The sequence below is a fragment of the uncultured Sphingomonas sp. genome, assembly GCF_936927845.1.
In the GTDB taxonomy this organism is placed as follows: domain Bacteria; phylum Pseudomonadota; class Alphaproteobacteria; order Sphingomonadales; family Sphingomonadaceae; genus Sphingomonas.
On record NZ_CAKZHV010000067.1, the window covers coordinates 168912 to 186991 of the forward strand.

Below are 18080 nucleotides of genomic sequence, written 5' to 3' on the forward strand. Positions count from 1 at the left end.
CCGAACAAGGAGAGATGTCACATGGCCTATTCCGATCAGGCACCCGGCAGCAGGCGCATCGCGACGATCGCCGGCGTCGCGGTCATCCACGGATTGCTCGGCTTCGCCTTCGTCACCGGCATGGCGACCAACTTCGTCGGTGAGGTCACGCGCACGCTGACCACCACCAATGTCCCCGTCGACGTACCACCACCGCCCGACACGCCGCCCCCGCCCGAACAAACCGCCACCGCGCCATCGAGCGCGTCGTCGATCACCGCCGTTGTCCCACGCGTACCGACGCCCGCCGCCAGCAGCATTGTGTCGGTCGATCTCCTGCCCGCCCCGCCGCTGCCCTTCCCGCCCGCGCATATCGAGGTAGCTCCGCCCCCGCCGCCGCCATCGCTCGCGCCCAGCAAGGCAAGCGGCGTCCGCGCGCTCGGCAACCGCAACAGCTGGATCACCACCGACGATTACCCCGCCGCCGCGCTCCGCGCCGAGGACGAGGGGGTCGTGTCGCTGTCGGTCCAGGTCGGCAGCGACGGGCGCGTCAGCGGCTGCTCGATTGTCGCATCCAGCGGGTCGGCCGCGCTCGATAGCGCCGCCTGCCGGCTGTACCAGCGCCGCGCCCGGTTCGAGCCGGCCCGCGACGATGCCGGCAACGCGGTCGCGACCAGCTATTCCGACCGCGTCCGCTGGCAGTTGCCACGCTGACGCATGTCGTGCTCCTCCGCCCGGATCGGGCGGGGGAGCATCGCGGTCAATCGGCCCGCATCGCCTGCGCGATCCCTTCGCGCTCGTTCGCGCGCGCGGTTTCGCTCACCTCGTGGTCGCGCGACAGCGCCACTGGCGTATAAGCCGGCGCGTCCATCCCGCTGACGTACGCTTCATCGGTCACTTCGACCGTGGCGCCGAGTTCGGTGATCTCGAACAGCTTCTTGGCAAAGGCGGTCGGCAGACGGATGCACCCGTGCGACGCCGGAAAGCCCGGGTTCGCGCCCGCGTGCAGCGCGACACCGTCCCACGTCAGCCGCTGCATGTACGGCATCGGCGCATTGTCGTAGAGGTTGGAGAAATGCTTCGCGTTCTTCTGCAGGATCGTGAAGCTGCCCGTGGGCGTGTCGTTGCCCGCCTTGCCGGTCGATACGGTTGACGCCGCCACCAGCGTCTCGCCGCGAAACACGTACGCGCGCTGATCGGGGATGGAGATCAGGATGCTGACCGGTCCGTCCGCCTGATTGTCGCTCCACAGATAGCGATTGGGTGCAAGTGTCGCGGCCGCCTCCGTCAGCGCCAGACCGTCCATCGTCCGCGCATCGGCGGGGAAAGAAAGGCAAGCGCCGGCGACCACCGGCGCGACCATCAACAGGGCGCGTCGCAACATCTCACATCATCCTCGTGCCGTCCGACCGGGAGCGTCCGACCGCCCGGTCGTGGTTGATAACTCCTTGACGCGATTTTGGTGCCAGCCCGATGAATCGTGTGGATTCTACGCCAGAATGTAGGAACGTGCGCCTAAGATGCGGAAAAGATTGCAGATCATTAAGCCGAATCATGGTAACAAGCGGACCTACCGGGTGAGGGATGATTGGACGAGATGCAGTTGACGCGTGAACCGATGCCATCGCGGCGTGCCTTGTTGAAGACGGGCAGCCTGTTTGCGGGGGCGATGATGATCCCCTCGGCGGTATCGGCTGGCATGCGTCGCGCACCGGAATCGCTGCTTCCCACCGGCTTGTACGAGGGGCACAGCGCGGGTGGCTTCACCGCTGACTCGTTCCCGGCCGACAGCGCCAACAGCCTGGGGACCGTTCGTCCCGCGCTGATGCGTCGTGCGATGGCCGCGTTGCAGCAGCACGGCAGCAGCATCGCGCGGCACGACCGCATCGCCATCGCCGATTTCGCGACCTCCTCGGGCACGCCGCGCTTCCACCTCGTCAACCTGGAGGATGGCCGCACCACCTCCAAGCTCGTCGCGCACGGCTCGGGCTCCGACCCCGCGCACACTGGTTATCTCCAGCGCTTCTCCAACGCCAACGGCTCCAACGCCTCGTGCGAGGGCGCTTTCCTCACCAGCGATTATTACGTCGGCAAGCACGGCAAGTCGCAGCGGCTGGTCGGGCTCGACCACACCAACAACAACGCGCTCGACCGCGCCATCGTGGTTCACGCCGCCTGGTACGCCAACCGAGAGATGGTGGCGGAACGTGGCATGCTGGGTCGCAGCCAGGGCTGCTTCGCGGTGGGCGAGAACGAACTGGCCGAGGTGTTCGAGCGGCTCGGGCCGGGCCGCATGATCTACGCGGCAAAGGTCTGATCTTCACTCCGGCCGCGTCGCGCCGCCCACGTTAAGCGCCATGGTCCCTTTGTGAACCTGCTACCCTTGCTGCACTGATCGTCCCGTTCCCGTTCAGCCCGCGGCCAGCCACGGGCGCACCTGCCCGACCATCCGGCTCCACGCCAGCCGGTCGACGCGCGCCACGCTCGCCACCGGACCCGCCGCGATCGCGTCGCGCAGACCGATCGTCCCCTGCCGCAACCCGGCGCGCAGCACGCCCGCCCAGACCCGCCGCGTTTCGCGCGCGATCAGCCGGCGATCGGTCGCATCGGCGCGCGTCACCGCCAGGTAGCGCAACCGTGCGTGGTCGAGCAGCGCCGCCAATCGCCCCAGCGTCTCGCCGTCGGGCACCGGCGCGCCGTGCATCAGGTGGCGCACGAACAACCGCGCCGCGCCGCTCGCCATGCCGCCGAACGTCTCGTGCAGCGCGCTTGCCAGCACGCGCTCGGCGCTCGCCAGCATCACCTCCTCGTACCGCTGCGAACAACCGCCGGCGTGGCTGCGATAGGTGACCAGCGGCGCATCGATCCGCGCCACCTGCCCGGCGGCGGCTGCGCGGTGGTACAGGTCGAAATCCTCCGCGTAGAGCATGTCGGGGCGCGTGAACGGCTCAAGCGCGCGCGCCACCGATCCGCGCACCATCACCGACGACCAGACCAGCGGATTGGAAAAGCGCAACAGCCACCCGATCAGCGCCGGTGTCGTGATGCGCGGGTGCGTCGACGGCGCGATCCCGCTCGCGCTCAGCACCTGCGTCGCGGTGCCGACCAGCGCCACGTCGGCGTTGGCGTCCAGGAACGCCACCTGCCGCGCAAAACGGTCGGGGTGGCACAGATCGTCCTGATCGAGCGCCGCGATATAGCGTCCGCGCGCGTGCGCGAGCGCGTGGTTGCGCGCGCGCACCGGTCCGCCGTTCTGCGGCAGCGCGATCAGGCGCACCCGCGGATCATGCCAGCGCGCCACCACGTCGCGCGTCGCATCGGTGGAGCAATCGTCCACCACGATCACCTCGAACGCATCCATCGTCTGCCGCGACACGCTGTTGAGCGTTTCCTCGATCAACGCCGCGCCGTTGTACGCCGCCATCACGACGCTGACGATGGGCACCGCGCCCGTCATCCCGCCGCCACCCGCGCGGCTTCGTCCAGCAACTGGTCGACGATCATCATGCCGACGTCGTTCTGCCACAGCCACAAGCCGTTCGCCTGGCCGCGAAAGCTCGCCTCGCCACCCAGCCGTCCCCACGGCACGAACCCGGCCGCGAGCCCGATCCCGTACAGCCCCGCGATCGGCGCGCCTGCCGCGTCGAGCACCCGGCAATGCCGGTCGACCATCGCCGCACCCGTGTCGGCCGCCAGCCGCATCGGCTCGCCGCCACACGCGAACACCGGCAGCGCGTGCGGACGATAGCCAAGCGCCGCGATCACCACATCGGCCCCTCGCACGATGTCCTGCGCGCGCGCGTCCTCGTTCGCCGCGATGCGGTGCAGTTGCACGCGCGGGTCGGGCACGCGGCCGTCGACCGCCAGCATCCGCAGCACCAGGTCGCGCGCCTCCAGCCGGAACCCGGCCAGTCGGTACACGAACCCCGATACCGGACAGATGTCGTCCGCGCCGAAATCGGTATAGCCCTCCGCCTCCGCCGCCTCGACCGACGGATAAAAGGGTCGCAGCGCGCGCCGGTGCAGCAGCGTGATCGCCCCCTCGCCCAGCGGCAACCCCGCCTTCAGCAACGCCGCAGCCGTTGTCATCGCGCTGGTCGAGCCGCCCACCACCGCGATCCGCGGCGCGCGGACGCCCGCGACCAGATCGGCGACCAGTTGCGCCCCGCCGATGCTCAGCACCGCGTCGGACTGGATCAGCCGCCCGCCCGCCAGCGCCGACAAGGGGACGCCCGCCACCTCCTGCGCCGCCAGCCGGTCGATCGGCTGATGCCCGCCGGTCGCGATCACGACGTGACGCGACCGGTGCTGCGACACCGCCCCCGTCGCGACATGCTCGATCGTGGTGCACCAGCCGCCGTTCTCCTGCCGCGTCGACAGCGCGCGCTGCCCCGTCAGCACGTGCCCGCCGTGCCGCGTCACCACCTGTCCCAGCCGATCGCCCAGCGCGTCGAGCATCGGGCCGACCTCGACCAGCGGCACGCCCAGCCCGTCGCGCCGCGCCGCCACGCGCGCGGTTGCGGGATGATCGACCAGCGTCGCGATCTCGCGATGCGGATTGTTGGCAACCGCGGTCAGGAACGTCTCCGCGCTCGAATCGCTCGTGATCGCGTACTGGCCCAACCGCCCGCTGCCGAGCGCCGGCCCCGCCTCGACGATCGCCAGCCCGCGTGACAAGGCGGGCAGCACGCCTGCCTTGGCCGCCGCGGTCAGCAGCGCGGTGCCCGCCGGACCGCCCCCGATCACCAGCGTGTCGTGGCTCGCCACGGCCTGCGCGGGCGTCGCCAGGCGTACCGCGGGCACCGCGCGCGCCAGCGCCGCGGCAACTGTCCGCGCGTCGTCCGCGCTCATCGCGTCGGTCACCGGCAGCGACAGCATGCGCGCGGACAGGTCGTCGCACACCGGCGTCGGCTCGACCGTCGCCACGTCGCGCACCCACGGCTGCTCGCCCAGGTGCGGGCTGAAATACGCGCCCGCGCCGATGCCGTCGCGCGCCAGCGCGGCGATCACGCCGGCGCGGTCGCAACCGCGCGGCAGCAGGACGGGAAAGAAGCCATGCGCCTGCGCGCCCGCCGTCGCCGCCTGCACGGTGAAGCGCGCGCCCAACGCCTCGCGGTACGCGCGCACCACCGCGTCGCGACGCGCGCACGTGTGATCGAACGTGTCCAGCTTGGCCCGCGCCATCGCCGCCAGCACCTCGGGCAGCTTGGCGTTCAACCCCGGGATCGTCGCGGTGCGCGGATGCGTGAAACCGAAATTCGCCGCGGCGCGCAGCCGCTCGATCACGCTCGCGTCGCCGCAGTGGATCAGCCCGCCTTCGCCGACCGCGAACGGCTTGGTCGCGTGCATCGAGAACACGACCGGGAACGGCGATCCGGCGCCGACATTGATCCCGTCCGCGTCGCGCGTGCCGAGCGATGCCGCCGCGTCGACCACCACCGCGACACCGTGCCGCGCCGCCAGCCAGCGGTATCGGTCCAGGTCGATCGCGCGTCCGAACGTCGCATAGGGTACGATCGCGGCGACGTTCGCGCCGTGGCGCTGGAGCAATCGCTCCTCCTCGCGCGCCGACGCGCTCCAATCGTCCGGGTCGACGTCGCACACCAGCGGCACCAGCCCCGCCCACCACGCCGCCTGGGCGGTCGCGGCAAAGGTGAAGCCCGGCATCAGCGCCATGCGCCCGCGCCCGCCCGGCCCGACCGCGTCGGCCAGCGCGATCATCAACCCGTTGGTGGCATTGTTAACCGCCAGCGTCGCCCCGCGCCCGCCGAACAGCCGCGCGGTCACGTCGCGCTCCAGCGCGCGCACTTCGGGTCCGTGATTGCTGTAGATGCCGCTCGCCTCGATACGGGCGAGCGCATCGGCCATCTGCGACAGGCGCGGCGGATTGGGAGCGATCAGCGGCAAGTCCATCGTGCCGCCATGCGCCCGGGCGACCTAACGCGGGGTTACGTCGCGTGCGTCGTATTTTTCCAATTCATACGCGATCGACGCTTCGACCAGCGTTTCCCACATCGCCGCGATCGCGGGTGCCGGCAGCCCCGCGGCCTCCGCCGCGGCAGCCGCCTGCGCGATCACCTGCCGCTTGCGCGCTTCGTCGCGCACCGCCGCGCGCTCGGGCTTGATGCGCGCCGCCGCCTCCATATAGTCGAAGCGGCGCCTGAGCAGCACGACGATCTCGCGGTCCAGCGCATCCACGCCCGCGCGGACCTCCGCCATGGTGGTGCATTCGGGTCCGGGCTTGATACTCATCCGCCTGCCTGTGCCGGCCGGTTGCCGCGCTGTCCAGTTCGACCGTATCTGCCCCCCCCCGCGCCACCGCACCCGCAGCGCGGCGCTCCCTTGACCCGGCCCGCCACGCCCGCTAAGCGCGCGCCTTCGCAATTGCCCCTGCACCCCGGTGAAGCGGTGGGCCTGCCCGTGCCTTGCAGCATCGGGCGGCGCGATGACCGGGAAGAACCCTGCAATCCATCATCCATGATGAAGCGCGGGCCACGTTGTTAGCATTTGCCAAGGATTTAAAATGTCGAAGCGTCATAGCGCGAAGCACAAGCTCGATCGCCGTTTGGGCGAGAACATCTGGGGCCGCCCCAAGAGCCCGGTCAACAAGCGTGAATACGGCCCCGGCCAGCACGGTCAGCGCCGCAAGGGCAAGGTGTCGGACTTCGGCATCCAGCTGCGCGCCAAGCAGAAGCTCAAGGGCTATTACGGCGACGTGACCGAGAAGCAGTTCAAGCACTGCTACGAGGAAGCCGCGCGCATGAAGGGCGACACCTCGCAGAACCTGATCGGCCTGCTCGAGCGTCGCCTCGACATGATCGTCTACCGCGCGAAGTTCGCGCCGACGATCTGGGCCGCGCGTCAGCTCGTCAGCCACGGCCACGTCCGCGTCAACGGCGTGAAGTGCAACATCGCCTCGCGCCGCTGCTACGTCAGCGACGAGATCACGCTGGGCTCCAAGGCGCAGGAAATGGCGCTGGTCCTCGAAGCACAGCAGCTCGCCGAGCGCGAAGTGCCCGATTACGTCGCGCCCGACGGCAATGCCAAGGTCACCTTCATCCGCGTGCCGACGCTCGACGAGGTGCCCTATCCGGTGAAGATGGAGCCGAATTTAGTGGTCGAGTTCTACTCGCGTTAAGCTGAGTAGAACGCGACGGCCGGCCGGCCTCGCTCAAGCGAGGACCGACGACGCGGGCTCCGCCCGTGGCGCTCTCCGGCCACCAAACACGAAAAGGGCGGTCCCGCGGGGCCGCCCTTTCTCGTTTAGCTGCCAAACGCGCTACGAAGAAACATGTCGCTGCGCTTCAGCATGTCGGCGCGCGCTACCGAGTCGGTTAACGCATGTGCGAGGCCGTGATAGGTAACCAACTCGTGGCGCTTTCCCGAAGCGGCTAGGCGGCGGTCCATCAATCTTGACTGCTCGACCGACACATTCTGGTCGTACGTGCCGTGAAACAGCAGCACCGGCGCCTTGAATGCATCGGCATGTTGCGCGGGTGACCCCTCGCGCAAATGCGGGCCCGTCCCGACGAAATCACGCACCAGGTCATAATTCGTGTACAGCCGCGCTTCCTCGATCAGCGCCGGCAGGTCGGCAACCGGCGCAATGGCCACCACCGCCTTGAATAGGTCCGGGGCGAGGACGTTGGATTGCAGCGCGGCATAGCCGCCATACGACCAGCCGACGATCCCCAGCTTGGCGGGATCAGCGATCCCCTGTGCCACCATCCATCGCCCAGCATCCACCACATCGCCAATTGCAGTACGCCAGGATCGAAAACCGTTCTTCTGGTACCAGGCGTCGCCGTAGCCGCTCGACCCGCGATAATTCGGCTGCAACACCGCGTAACCGCGGCTCGCGTAATATTGCGACAACCAGTCAAAACCCCATTCGTCGCGTGCGCTGGGACCGCCGTGCGGCATCACGATTGCGGGCAGGTTGCGGCCCCCGCTGCCGGGCGGCAATGTCAGGTAGGCTGGCACCATCGTGCCATCGCTCGCGCGTACCTGCACGGCCTTTACGGTGGCGAGCTTCACGTCAGCCAATTGCGGGCGCGACAGCAAAAGCGGACGCAACTGCCGCTTTGTACGATCGAACAGGTAATAGCGGCCCGGATCGGTGTCGCTTCCTGCCCACAACAGCAACTTCTGCTCGTCCAGACTGGCATCCTGCACGTTGATGATCGGTGCCCCCGGCAACGCCTTAGTCAGCGACGCCCGCATCCGCTCGATCTCGGCGTCGAAATAAACAGCGGTGCGCTTGTCAGTGGCGAAGGTCGCGCCGACAACACGTTGCCGCCGCCCGATCCGGATCAGACCATCGATGTCGACATCAGGCCGCGCGTAGACGAGCTTGGCAGTGGAATGCTCCGCTAGCGGGCGAGAAAACAGGGCTTGGCGTCCATCCAGCTTGTCGTAGCCGTAGACGATGTCGCCTGCGGGATCGACCGCAAGCGGGTTGAAACCCTCACGCTTCTTGATGTCGTAGTCGTTCAACGGCTTCCACGCCAAGTCGCCTTTGGCTCGATAGTAGTAGGATAGCTCGCCCGTAGCGCGCCCGATGTCGGTGCTGCGCAGCAGACCCATGACACGCACCTGCCCATTACCGTCGCTGATATACTCCACCGCTTCGCGGCGCGGTGCGACCACGCGTTCGCGGGCCAGCGTGTCCGTGTCCAGGCGTTCGACGCCTAAGCCGGCGCCGCGCTGCCCCGTCAGCGTTCCCGCGCGCGCCTCGGGAACGAACTCGGCGGTGACCAGCACCTTGTTCTTCTCCCCAGGCAGCATGTCGATTACCGCGCCGCCATTGTAGGACAGGTACAAGGCGCCGTCGCCGCTGCGCCTCGATACGATCTTCATGTTCGATTGGTCGGCATTGATCGCGATCATTCGCGTGATCGTGGTCAAACCCGCACCCGTTTGCTGGGTTATGGACACATTACAGAACAGCCTGACATCCGAAACCCAGTCGCAACCGATCATGCGATCGGGATCGCCGCTAGCTGCCACGACGTAGCGTGGCTTGGCATCTGCCTCGGTCGTCGAGACCACGTACAATGCGCTGCCCTGTCCTTTGGTAGGTGCGACATAAGCGAGCTGGGTGCCGTCCGGAGAAAGCGACGCCGATTGCACGTATTCGCGGGCGCCGAACGCCGCCGCGGGATCGGTTTCGGCTCCCCTTGCCACGCCAGCAATCGCACTTACCCCAGCCAGCAAGGCTGCCGTTTTCCCCCACATACGCCTGACACCCTGTTTCCATCGCCTCCGCCCCCCGGAAAGCTTGCCATGTCATCCTATCGTCGCGCGTCCGGTGCACAAGCTTGCGGACACCGAAGACGGCTGGCACACGCTGGTGCGATGAAGGGATCTGCCATGCGCCACGTCGTCGCCTGCCTCGCCACCGCGCTCGCCGCACCTGCCGCGCTCGCCCAAACCACGCCCGCTCCCGCGCCCACGCCGAGCATCCCGGTGCAGACGCTCAAGGACGTGACACGCGAGCTGTCGTCCGACGCTTTCGAGGGCCGCGCGCCGACCACCGCGGGTGAGACGAAAACGATCGACTATCTCGTTCGCCGCATGAAGGCGGCCGGGCTCAAACCCGGCAACGCGGGCAAGTGGACGCAGGACGTGCCGATGGTCGCCAGCACCGCCACCAACGTGCGCCCGATGGTCTTCTCGGGCGGCGCGACGCCGCTGTCGCTCGCCTACAAGAGTGACATGGTGGTCGGCACCTACCGCGTCGTGCCACAGGTCAGCATCGCCAACTCGCCCGTCGTGTTCGTCGGCTACGGCGTCAACGCGCCTGAAAAGGGGTGGAACGACTATGCCGGGCTGGACGTGCGCGGGAAGACCGTCGTCATCCTCTCCAACGACCCCGACTGGTCGACGCCGAAAACCAAGGGCACGTTCAACGGGCGCGAGATGACCTATTACGGCCGCTGGACCTACAAGTTCGAGGAGGCCGCACGGCAGGGTGCCACCGCCGCGATCATCGTCCACGACACCGAACCCGCCGCCTATCCCTGGGCGGTTGTCCAATCGTCGTGGACCGGCGAGCAATACGAGCTCGACGCCGCCAACAACCACATGGACCAGAGCCAGGCGATCGGCTGGATGCAACTCGCCCAGGCGAAGGCGCTGTTCGCCAGCGCGGGCAAGGATTTCGCCGCGCTCTCCCGCGCCGCCGCGACCAAGGGGTTCCGCAGCGTACCGCTGGGCGTCACCATGTCGGTCGGCTTCGACAACCGGATCAAGAAATCTTTGTCGCACAACGTCATCGGCGTGCTGCCGGGCAAGCCCGCCGCGCAGGGCGGCGCGCCGGACGATTACGTGCTCTATTCCGCGCACTGGGATCACCTGGGGCGGTGCGAGCCGGTGAACGGCGACGACATCTGCAACGGCGCGGTCGACAATGCCTCGGGCACCGCCGGGCTGATCGCGCTGGCCGAAACCTTTGCAAAAGCACCGCGCACGCGCCGCTCGGTCGCGTTCTTGGCGGTCACCGCCGAGGAATCGGGCCTGCTCGGCAGCGCTTATTACGCCCAGCACCCGGTCTTCCCGCTCGCACGCACGGTGGGCGGCATCAACATGGACGTGCTGAACGTCAACGGCGCGACGCGCGACTTCGAGATCACGGGCGCGGGCAAGAGCGAGCTCGAGGACATGGTGAAACCGCTGCTCGCCGCGCAAGGCCGCCGCATCACGCCCGAGGCGACGCCCGAGAAGGGGCATTACTTCCGCTCCGACCATTTCTCCTTCGCGAAGCTCGGCGTGCCGATGCTGGCGGCGGGCAGCGGCGAGGACCTCGTCAACGGTGGCTTGGCAGCGGGCAAGGCGGCGGCGGAGGATTATACCGCCAACCGCTACCACAAGCCGCAGGACGAATACCGCCCCGACTGGAACTGGGACGGCGCGGTGCAGGACCTGACGATCTACTACCAGCTCGGCCGCGAACTGGCGGACGGCAATACCTGGCCCAATTGGTACAAGACCGCCGAGTTCCGCGCCATCCGCGACCGCTCGCGCGCAGGAGCAGCCCGGTGACCAGCCCAGTGACCAGCGCAATGACCAGCCCGGTGACCAGCAAGACCCCGCCCGCCGAATGGGCACCCCACGCCGCCGTCTGGATCGGCTTTCCCAGCCACGCCGAGCTCTGGCAGGAGGATCTGGACCAGGCGCGCGACGAGGTCGCCGCTTTTGCCAGCGCCGTCCACGCCGATGGCGCGGGTGAAACGGTGATCCTGGTCGCCGCCGACGACGAGGCCGCCGCCGCCGCGCGCGATCTCGCTCCGTTCGCCGAGGTGGTGGTGGAGCCGTTCGGCGACATCTGGCTGCGCGACACCGGCGCGATCATCACCGGCGACGGCGTCGCGCACGATTTCGCCTTCAACGGCTGGGGCGGCAAGTACGACCTGCCCGGCGACGACGACGTCGGACAACGGCTCGCCGCCGCGCGCGGACTGTCGGCTGAAACGCACGACTGGGTGCTGGAAGGCGGCGCGATCGACGGCGACGGCACCGGGACGGTGGTCACGACCGAGCAATGCCTGCTCAACCCCAACCGCAACCCGTCGCTGTCGCGCGAACGGATCGAGCAGCGCTTGCGCGACGATCTGGGCTACACCCGCGTCGTCTGGCTCGGCGACGGGCTGCTGGGCGACCATACCGACGGCCATGTCGACAATCTCGCGCGATTCGTCGGCGAGGGTCGCCTGGCACTCCCGCAGGCGGCGGAGAACGATCCCAATTGGCGCATCTACCAGGACGCCGCCGACCGCGCGCGTGCCGCCGGGCTCCAGGTCGTCCACGTGCCCTCCCCCGGCCGCGTGCTGCGCGACGAGGAGGTGATCCCGGCGAGCTACATGAACTTCTACATCGGCAACGCCGCCGTCGTGGTGCCGATCTACGGCACGCCCAACGACGAGGCCGGTGTCGCGGCGGTGCAGGCGCTGTTCCCGGACCGCCGCGCGGTCGGCCTGCGCGCCGACGCCATCCTGACGGGCGGCGGGAGTTTCCACTGTATCAGTCAGCAAATCCCGGCGTAGGCGCGTCAATCCCGGCCTAGCCGCGTCGGCGAAGCGACGGCGGCGATGCGCGAAGCGCAAGGCCGCGATCGGCCGGCGGGTCGGCGCGAGCCGAACCCGTCCGACGTAAAGCGGCGGCTTTGCCGTCGCCCCTCCCGGCTTAGCCGCGTCGGCGAAGCGACGGCGCCGATGCGCAAAGCGCAAGGCCGGGATCGGCCGGCGGGTCGGCGCGAGCCGAACCCGTCCGACGTAAAGCGGCGGCTCTGCCGTCGCCCAGCCGGGCATGGCGAACCACCCCCTCCGGCAACGTTCGACCCTACCAACCGGGTCACTCGACACCGTCGAGCCCCCCCGCTCACCAAAACCCACCGTCATCCCGGACTTGATCCGGGATCCCGCTACCCTCTCCTGCCCTCTCTACGAAGTGGGACCCCGGACCAAGTCCGGGGTGACGAGAAAACGCGCTCCATCCGGGCCGACCACGCCCCACACTCCCGCCACCAACCTTGCACACGCCCCGCAGCGCGCCCATATCTTCCAAGCTATAGTCGCACATCGACGGTTTTTCGGCGCTTTGCGGCCCCCTTCTTCCTTCCTTCCCTGCAGCTTTGAGCGGCGTGCGCGTCCGTCGATCGGCGCGCCTTCGACGAAGGAAGAACATGAGCATCACCGGCACCGTCAAATTCTTCAACCTCGACAAGGGATACGGCTTCATCGCGCCCGATGGCGGCGGGGACGACGCGTTCGTGCACATCTCCGCGGTGGAGCGGTCGGGCATGGCGACACTCAACCAGAACCAGCGCGTCGGCTACGAGCTGGAACAGGACCGGCGCGGTAAGATGGCGGCGGTGAACCTTACCCACGCCGATTGAGCATCGCGCGGACGGTGGCCTGCCGGTCGCCGCCCGCGCTCCCCGACAGGTCGGCCTTTCGCCTGCCCGACACCGCCCGTTCGGAGTTCGTGTTCCATGTCGAATGATGCCGCTTTCTTTCGCCGTCAGGCGATCACCCAGCGGGAGGCGGCGTCCGCTGCCACGCTCGATAACGTGCGCGAACGCTGCGAGCGCGCCGCCGCATCGTGGGACGCGATGGCCGTGCGCGCCGAGCGCACCGACAAGCTGCGCGCGGATCGCGTGCCCGCCACCCCGCCCCCGGCCGCCGAGTGACCGCCGCCGCGCTGGCGCTCGCACCCCGCATCGATCTCTCCCCCGCCGCGCCGCCGCTCGTAGTGGTGGCGTTGCCGTCGATCGAGCGCGACCGCGCGACGACGCTGCTGCTCCGCGGCGCGCATCGCTTCGGGCAACTGGCGCGCGAGGGCGCGCTCGCCGATCCGTGGCCGAGCGGTGACGGCGCGGGCATTCGCGCGCGCTACGTCGCCAATTGCCTGCGGGAGCTCGATACCTTTCTCAAAGGTCTGCTCGATCACGCCGCACCGTCGCCATTCGACACAGCGCGCGGCCACAATGCCGCCAACCGCGTCCACGCCGTGGCGCGGCAATCCGATCGCGCTTCGACGACCACGATCGTCCCCGCCGATGTCGCCCGCCTGCGCGCGCTCGGCCGTTCGCGCGCATGCCTGTGGCATTGCCACGGCCTCGTCCGCCGCGCCGACCAGAAAAGCGGCGCCTGGATGACCGCGGGCTGGCACGCCCCCGCCTCAAGCGAGCTACGCCGCTACGCGCTCGGCGAGCGGCTCGCCCCCGTCGGTCGCGACCTGGTCGGCGTCGCGCACTTCTACCACCAGCTCGCGTACAAGGTCGCCCCCGCCTGATCGCGCGGGCGACCCGCCCCCTCCCCCTCCTTTGGTCCTTCAGCGCGTCGGCACCGGCGTCTCGCCCGAATAATCGTAGAAGCCGCGCCCGCTCTTGCGCCCGTACCAGCCCGCCTCGACATATTTGATGAGCAGCGGCGCGGGGCGGAACTTCGGATCGCCCGTCCCCTCGAACAGCACCCGCGTGATCTCCAGGCAGGTGTCGAGCCCGATGAAATCGGCCAGCGTCAGCGGCCCCATCGGATGGTTGAGCCCCAATTGGCACGCCAGGTCGATGTCGGGGATCGTCGCCACCCCCTCGCCCAGCGCGAAGCACGCTTCGTTCAGCATCGGCATCAGCACGCGGTTGACGATGAAGCCCGGCGCGTCGTTCGCACGCACCACCTGCTTGCCGAGCTGGCCTGCGTAGGTTTCGATCGTCGCCACCGTCTCGTCGCTCGTCGCGAGGCCACGGATGATCTCGATCAGCCCCATGACCGGCACGGGATTGAAGAAGTGCACGCCGATGAAGCGCGCCGGGTCGGGCGCCGCCTGCGCCAGTCGCGTGATCGGGATCGACGAGGTGTTGGACGCGAGCACCGCATCCCTGCCCAGCACCTGGCCGGCAGCCGCGAAGATCTGACGCTTGATCGCCTCGCGCTCGGTCGCCGCCTCGATCACCAGCGCGCACGGCGCCATCGCGGCCACGTCACCCACGGGCTCGATCCGCCCGAGCAGCGCGTCGCGCGCTTGTTCGTCGATCTTGCCCTTCTCCACGTCGCGCGCCAGCCGCTTGGCGATCCCCGCCTTGCCCGCCTCGGCGCGCGCCTGGTCGACGTCGCTCAGGATCACGCGGTACCCCGCCGCCGCCGACACCTGCGCGATGCCCGCACCCATCTGCCCCGCGCCGATCACGCCCATCGTCTGCATCTACTCGTTCCTCATCCTCGTGGTTTGGGCGCGCTCTAGCCCGCTTTGCCGCCGCCGCGCCACCGCGCTATCGGTGCCGAATGAGCCTGATCGTTACCGCCTTGCTGCTCACCGCCAGCCCCACCGTCGCCTCGGTCACGCCCGGCGCGCTCAAGACGTTCGGCGACTGGGCGGTCGGGTGCGACAACGTGCACCGCTGCACGCTCGCCTCGCTGGCGCCCGAAACCGCGACGGGGCCCGGCTACACGCTCGAGATCGCGCGCGCGGCGGGGCCTGCCGGCGGGTTCGAACTCGCGCTCGGCAACACCGGCGACGGCCCGGCGCCGGCCGCGCTGCGCGTCGGCACGGCGCGCTTCGCCCTCACCGGCGACGCGCTCGCGGGCACGAACGCGAACCGCATCGTCGCGGCGCTCGTCAACGCCCGGACGGTCACGCTGCTGGGACGCACCGGCAAGCCGCTCGGCACGGTCTCGCTCGCCGGCCTGTCGGCCGCACTGCGCTACGCCGATGCGGTCCAGCACCGCGTCGATACCGTCACCGCCGCGGTGGCGAAGGGACGCGCGCCCGCCGCGTCGGTCCCGGCCGCCCCGCTCGCCCCCGTCATCCACACACGCGCGCCGACCGGCATTCCCGCCCGATTGTCAAGGGGACAGATCGCCGCGATGACGCGCACCGCGCGGTGCGAAGCGCCGCCCAGCCCCGACGTGGATTGGAGTCCGGTCGTGTCGTCGGTCGGCGGCGGCACCTCGCTCGCGGTGCTGCCCTGCTCGGCGGGCGCGTACAACGTCATCGGCGCTTTGTTCGTCATCCGCGGCAATCGCGTCACCCCGGCGCAGACCGACGCCCCCGCCGGGTTCGAGGCGAGCGGCGCCGACCCGGAAACCCGCGTGCCGAGTGTCGTCAACGGCGCGTTCGAGAACGGCGTGCTGACCAGCTACGCCAAGGGACGCGGCCTCGGCGACTGCGGCGTCTCGCAACGCTTCGCCTGGGACGGCACCCGCCTGCGCCTGATCGAACAGGCCGAGATGAGCGAGTGCCGCGGCAATCCCAATTTCATCCGCACCTGGACCGCGCGCGTCGAGCGGCCCTGACGCGGGAAGGCTTGCGGGTCGCTCCGCTCAGGGCGCGGGCCGCGCCGCTCAGGGCGCGGGCCGCTCCGCCTGCGCTTCGGCCAGGATCACCGCGAACTTGCCCTCGTCGTCGGTCCACTCGCGGATCGGCGTCCACCCGCCGCTGCGCAGCAGGATGCGCGCGTCGCGCGGGCCGTATTTGTGGCTGTTCTCGGTGTGGATCGTCTCGCCCGCCGCGATCTCGAACCCGCGCCCCTCGACCGTGAACGACACGTCGCGCGTCGCCTCCAGGTGCATCTCGATTCGCGCGCGGTCGTCGTTCCAGATCGCGCGGTGGCGGAATGCGTCGACGGGGATCGTCCCGTTCAGCTCGCGATTGATCCGCTCCAGCAGGTTGAGGTTGAACGCCGCCGTCACGCCCTGCGCATCGTCGTAAGCCGGGACGAGCACGCCCGCGTCCTTGATCCGGTCCATCCCGATCAACAGCATCGCGCCCTCTCCCAGAGAGGCACGCATCGCGCGCAGCAGGTCGACCGCGGCGAGCGGGATCAGATTGCCGATCGTCGATCCCGGAAAGAACCCCAGCTTGGGCGCGTCGTGAATCGTGTGCGGCAAGTTGAGCGGCCGCGTGAAATCGGCCTCGAACGGCAGCACCAGCAATTCGGGGAACGCCGCCGACAGCGTACGCGAACTCTCGCGCAGGAAATCGCCCGAAATATCGATCGGCACGTAAGCGGACGGTTCGACGCATTTCAGCAGCGTCGGCGTCTTGGTCGACGATCCCGACCCGAACTCCACCACCGCGCGGCCTTTGCCGGTCAATTGGTGCAGCTCCAGGCACAATCCTTCGAGCAGCGCGACCTCGGTGCGGGTCGGATAATATTCGGGCAGGTCGGTGATGTCCTCGAACAATTCCGACCCGCGGTGATCGTAGAACCAGCGCGCCGGAATCGCGCGCGGACGCCGCGCGAGGCCCGCCAGCACGTCGGCGCGGAACTGCGGGTCGGCGAGGCTCGCCTGCCCGTCTTCGATCTCAGGCTTCAGCATCTCACAAATCCTTGGCGAGCCGCACGCCGGTGAACTGCCAGCGCTGATGAGGGTAAAAGAAATTGCGGTAGCACGCGCGCGCGTGGCCGCGCGGGGTCGCGCAACTGCCGCCGCGCAGCACGAACTGCCCGTTCATGAACTTGCCGTTATATTCGCCGACGGCGCCCTCGACCGCGCGGAAGCCGGGATAAGGACGGTACGCGCTGCCGGTCCATTCCCACACGTCGCCGAAGAACGCCGGGCCATCCGCCGCCGGGCGTGGCTCGACCGCGCCGCCACGGTCCATCTGGTTGCCGCCCGCCGCATCATGCGCCGCCGCCGCCGCTTCCCACTCGAACTCGGTCGGCAATCGCGCGCCCGCCCAGGTGGCATAGGCATCCGCTTCGTAGAAGCTGACGTGCGTCACCGGCGCGGCGGGATCAACCGCGCGCCGCCCGTCCAGCCCGAAGCGGGTCCATACGCCATCGCGCTGTTCCCAATAAAGCGGCGCGGTGATCCCTTCGCGCTGCACCCAGCCCCATCCGTCCGACAACCACAATCGCGGGTCGCGGTAGCCGCCATCGGCGATGAAGCGCTGCCACTCGCCGTTGGTGACCGTCCGGTCGGCGATCGCGTGCGCGGGGATCAGCGCGCGGTGACGCGGCCCCTCGCAATCGAATGCGAAGCCCTGCCCGTCGTGACCGATCTCGACCACGCGCTCCGCGCTCTCGATCCAGCGGACGGCACCGGGCATCGCGACCGGCACCTTGGGCGCCGCCGGCCAGATCGCGGGTTCGAGCGGATTTTCGCTCATCAGATGCAGGATGTCGGTGACGAGCAGCTCCTGATGCTGCTCCTCGTGATGGCAGCCGAGCGCCACCAGCTCGGTCGCGGCCGGGGGCAGATCGCCCAGCGCGTCCAGCAACGCCGCATCAACCGCGGCGCGATACGCCAGCACCTCGTCCAGCGTCGGCCGCGTCACCATCCCGCGCCGCCCGCGCGCGTGGCGGCGGCCTTCGGCCTCGTAATAACTGTTGAACAGGAACGGGAAGCGCTCGTCGTGCAACCGGTACCCCGCGACGTGATCGCGCAGCACGAACGTCTCGAAGAACCAGGTGGTGTGCGCCAGATGCCATTTCGCCGGGCTGGCATCGTCCATCGACTGCACCGTCGCATCGGCGTCGGACAAGGGCGCGACCAGCGCTTCGCTCAGCCCGCGCACCGCGGCGAACCGGCGCGCGAGATCGCCGGCCGTATCACGTGATTGGCGTTGCGGTTCCATGATCAACTCCCCGCCGCCAA

Annotated in this window: 17 protein-coding genes; 9 read left to right on the forward strand and 8 right to left on the reverse strand. The window is 69.1% G+C overall.

Annotated features, from left to right (window positions below):
- Positions 1-21: 21 nt before the first annotated feature.
- Positions 22-693 carry an energy transducer TonB gene (locus Q0579_RS15655; protein WP_298814028.1) on the forward strand — a complete coding sequence of 224 codons (672 nt, stop codon included), beginning with the start codon at positions 22-24 and terminating at the stop codon, positions 691-693.
- A gap of 46 nt (positions 694-739) precedes the next feature.
- Here Q0579_RS15655 and Q0579_RS15660 read toward each other — a convergent pair whose 3' ends face one another.
- The gene (locus Q0579_RS15660) at positions 740-1363 is read right to left on the reverse strand and encodes a L,D-transpeptidase family protein (protein WP_298814030.1); all 624 of its coding nucleotides are present in this window, start codon (positions 1361-1363) and stop codon (positions 740-742) included.
- Positions 1364-1597: 234 nt separating this feature from the next.
- Here Q0579_RS15660 and Q0579_RS15665 point away from each other — a divergent pair, with 234 nt between their 5' ends.
- Positions 1598-2296: a murein L,D-transpeptidase catalytic domain family protein gene (locus tag Q0579_RS15665; protein ID WP_298814031.1), complete on the forward strand. Its 699-nt coding sequence runs from the start codon at positions 1598-1600 to the stop codon at positions 2294-2296.
- 93 nt (positions 2297-2389) lie between these two features.
- Here the strand turns inward: Q0579_RS15665 and Q0579_RS15670 are convergent, their stop codons facing one another.
- From Q0579_RS15670 to Q0579_RS15680, 3 genes are read right to left on the reverse strand one after another with little or no spacing between them, the layout of a single operon-like run.
- Complete coding sequence (locus Q0579_RS15670; protein WP_298814032.1) at positions 2390-3424, reverse strand: glycosyltransferase family A protein; 1035 nt, start codon at positions 3422-3424, stop codon at positions 2390-2392.
- Between the two features lie 8 nt (positions 3425-3432).
- On the reverse strand, positions 3433-5892 hold the full coding sequence (locus Q0579_RS15675) for a DegT/DnrJ/EryC1/StrS family aminotransferase (protein WP_298814033.1): 2460 nt from the start codon (positions 5890-5892) through the stop codon (positions 3433-3435).
- Positions 5893-5916: 24 nt separating this feature from the next.
- On the reverse strand, positions 5917-6231 hold the full coding sequence (locus tag Q0579_RS15680; protein ID WP_298814035.1) for a chorismate mutase: 315 nt from the start codon (positions 6229-6231) through the stop codon (positions 5917-5919).
- Positions 6232-6502: 271 nt separating this feature from the next.
- On the opposite strand from Q0579_RS15680, the gene rpsD reads away from it, so the two are divergent.
- Positions 6503-7117, forward strand: coding sequence for a 30S ribosomal protein S4 (rpsD, locus tag Q0579_RS15685; protein ID WP_093006254.1), 615 nt, complete (start codon positions 6503-6505; stop codon positions 7115-7117).
- Positions 7118-7242: 125 nt separating this feature from the next.
- Here the strand turns inward: rpsD and Q0579_RS15690 are convergent, their stop codons facing one another.
- Positions 7243-9216 (reverse strand): S9 family peptidase, encoded by a 1974-nt coding sequence (locus Q0579_RS15690; RefSeq protein WP_298814038.1) that lies wholly within the window; start codon positions 9214-9216, stop codon positions 7243-7245.
- A gap of 135 nt (positions 9217-9351) precedes the next feature.
- Here Q0579_RS15690 and Q0579_RS15695 point away from each other — a divergent pair, with 135 nt between their 5' ends.
- The 5 genes from Q0579_RS15695 to Q0579_RS15715 all read left to right on the forward strand — a co-directional run bounded on the left by Q0579_RS15695 (position 9352) and on the right by Q0579_RS15715 (position 13773).
- Complete coding sequence (locus Q0579_RS15695) at positions 9352-11022, forward strand: M28 family metallopeptidase (RefSeq protein ID WP_298814145.1); 1671 nt, start codon at positions 9352-9354, stop codon at positions 11020-11022.
- Positions 11023-11042: 20 nt separating this feature from the next.
- The gene (locus Q0579_RS15700) at positions 11043-12023 is read left to right on the forward strand and encodes an agmatine deiminase family protein (RefSeq protein WP_298814147.1); all 981 of its coding nucleotides are present in this window, start codon (positions 11043-11045) and stop codon (positions 12021-12023) included.
- Positions 12024-12661: 638 nt separating this feature from the next.
- Positions 12662-12874 (forward strand): cold-shock protein, encoded by a 213-nt coding sequence (locus tag Q0579_RS15705; protein ID WP_174193934.1) that lies wholly within the window; start codon positions 12662-12664, stop codon positions 12872-12874.
- Between the two features lie 96 nt (positions 12875-12970).
- Entirely contained in the window at positions 12971-13168 is a 198-nt protein-coding gene (locus Q0579_RS15710; protein ID WP_298814039.1) for a hypothetical protein, read from the forward strand.
- Complete coding sequence (locus tag Q0579_RS15715) at positions 13165-13773, forward strand: hypothetical protein (RefSeq protein WP_298814041.1); 609 nt, start codon at positions 13165-13167, stop codon at positions 13771-13773. The genes Q0579_RS15710 and Q0579_RS15715 overlap by 4 nt, the downstream gene beginning before the upstream one ends.
- 39 nt (positions 13774-13812) lie before the next feature.
- On the opposite strand, the gene Q0579_RS15720 is transcribed toward Q0579_RS15715, so the two are convergent.
- The gene (locus tag Q0579_RS15720; RefSeq protein WP_298814043.1) at positions 13813-14682 is read right to left on the reverse strand and encodes a 3-hydroxybutyryl-CoA dehydrogenase; all 870 of its coding nucleotides are present in this window, start codon (positions 14680-14682) and stop codon (positions 13813-13815) included.
- 80 nt (positions 14683-14762) lie between these two features.
- On the opposite strand from Q0579_RS15720, the gene Q0579_RS15725 reads away from it, so the two are divergent.
- The gene (locus Q0579_RS15725; protein ID WP_298814046.1) at positions 14763-15773 is read left to right on the forward strand and encodes a DUF1176 domain-containing protein; all 1011 of its coding nucleotides are present in this window, start codon (positions 14763-14765) and stop codon (positions 15771-15773) included.
- Positions 15774-15821: 48 nt separating this feature from the next.
- On the opposite strand, the gene egtD is transcribed toward Q0579_RS15725, so the two are convergent.
- Together egtD and egtB are read right to left on the reverse strand one after the other, a co-directional pair.
- Positions 15822-16799, reverse strand: a complete 978-nt coding sequence (egtD, locus tag Q0579_RS15730; protein ID WP_298814048.1) for an L-histidine N(alpha)-methyltransferase — start codon at positions 16797-16799, stop codon at positions 15822-15824.
- A gap of 1 nt (position 16800) precedes the next feature.
- On the reverse strand, positions 16801-18060 hold the full coding sequence (gene egtB / locus Q0579_RS15735; RefSeq protein ID WP_298814050.1) for an ergothioneine biosynthesis protein EgtB: 1260 nt from the start codon (positions 18058-18060) through the stop codon (positions 16801-16803).
- Positions 18061-18080: the final 20 nt, after the last annotated feature.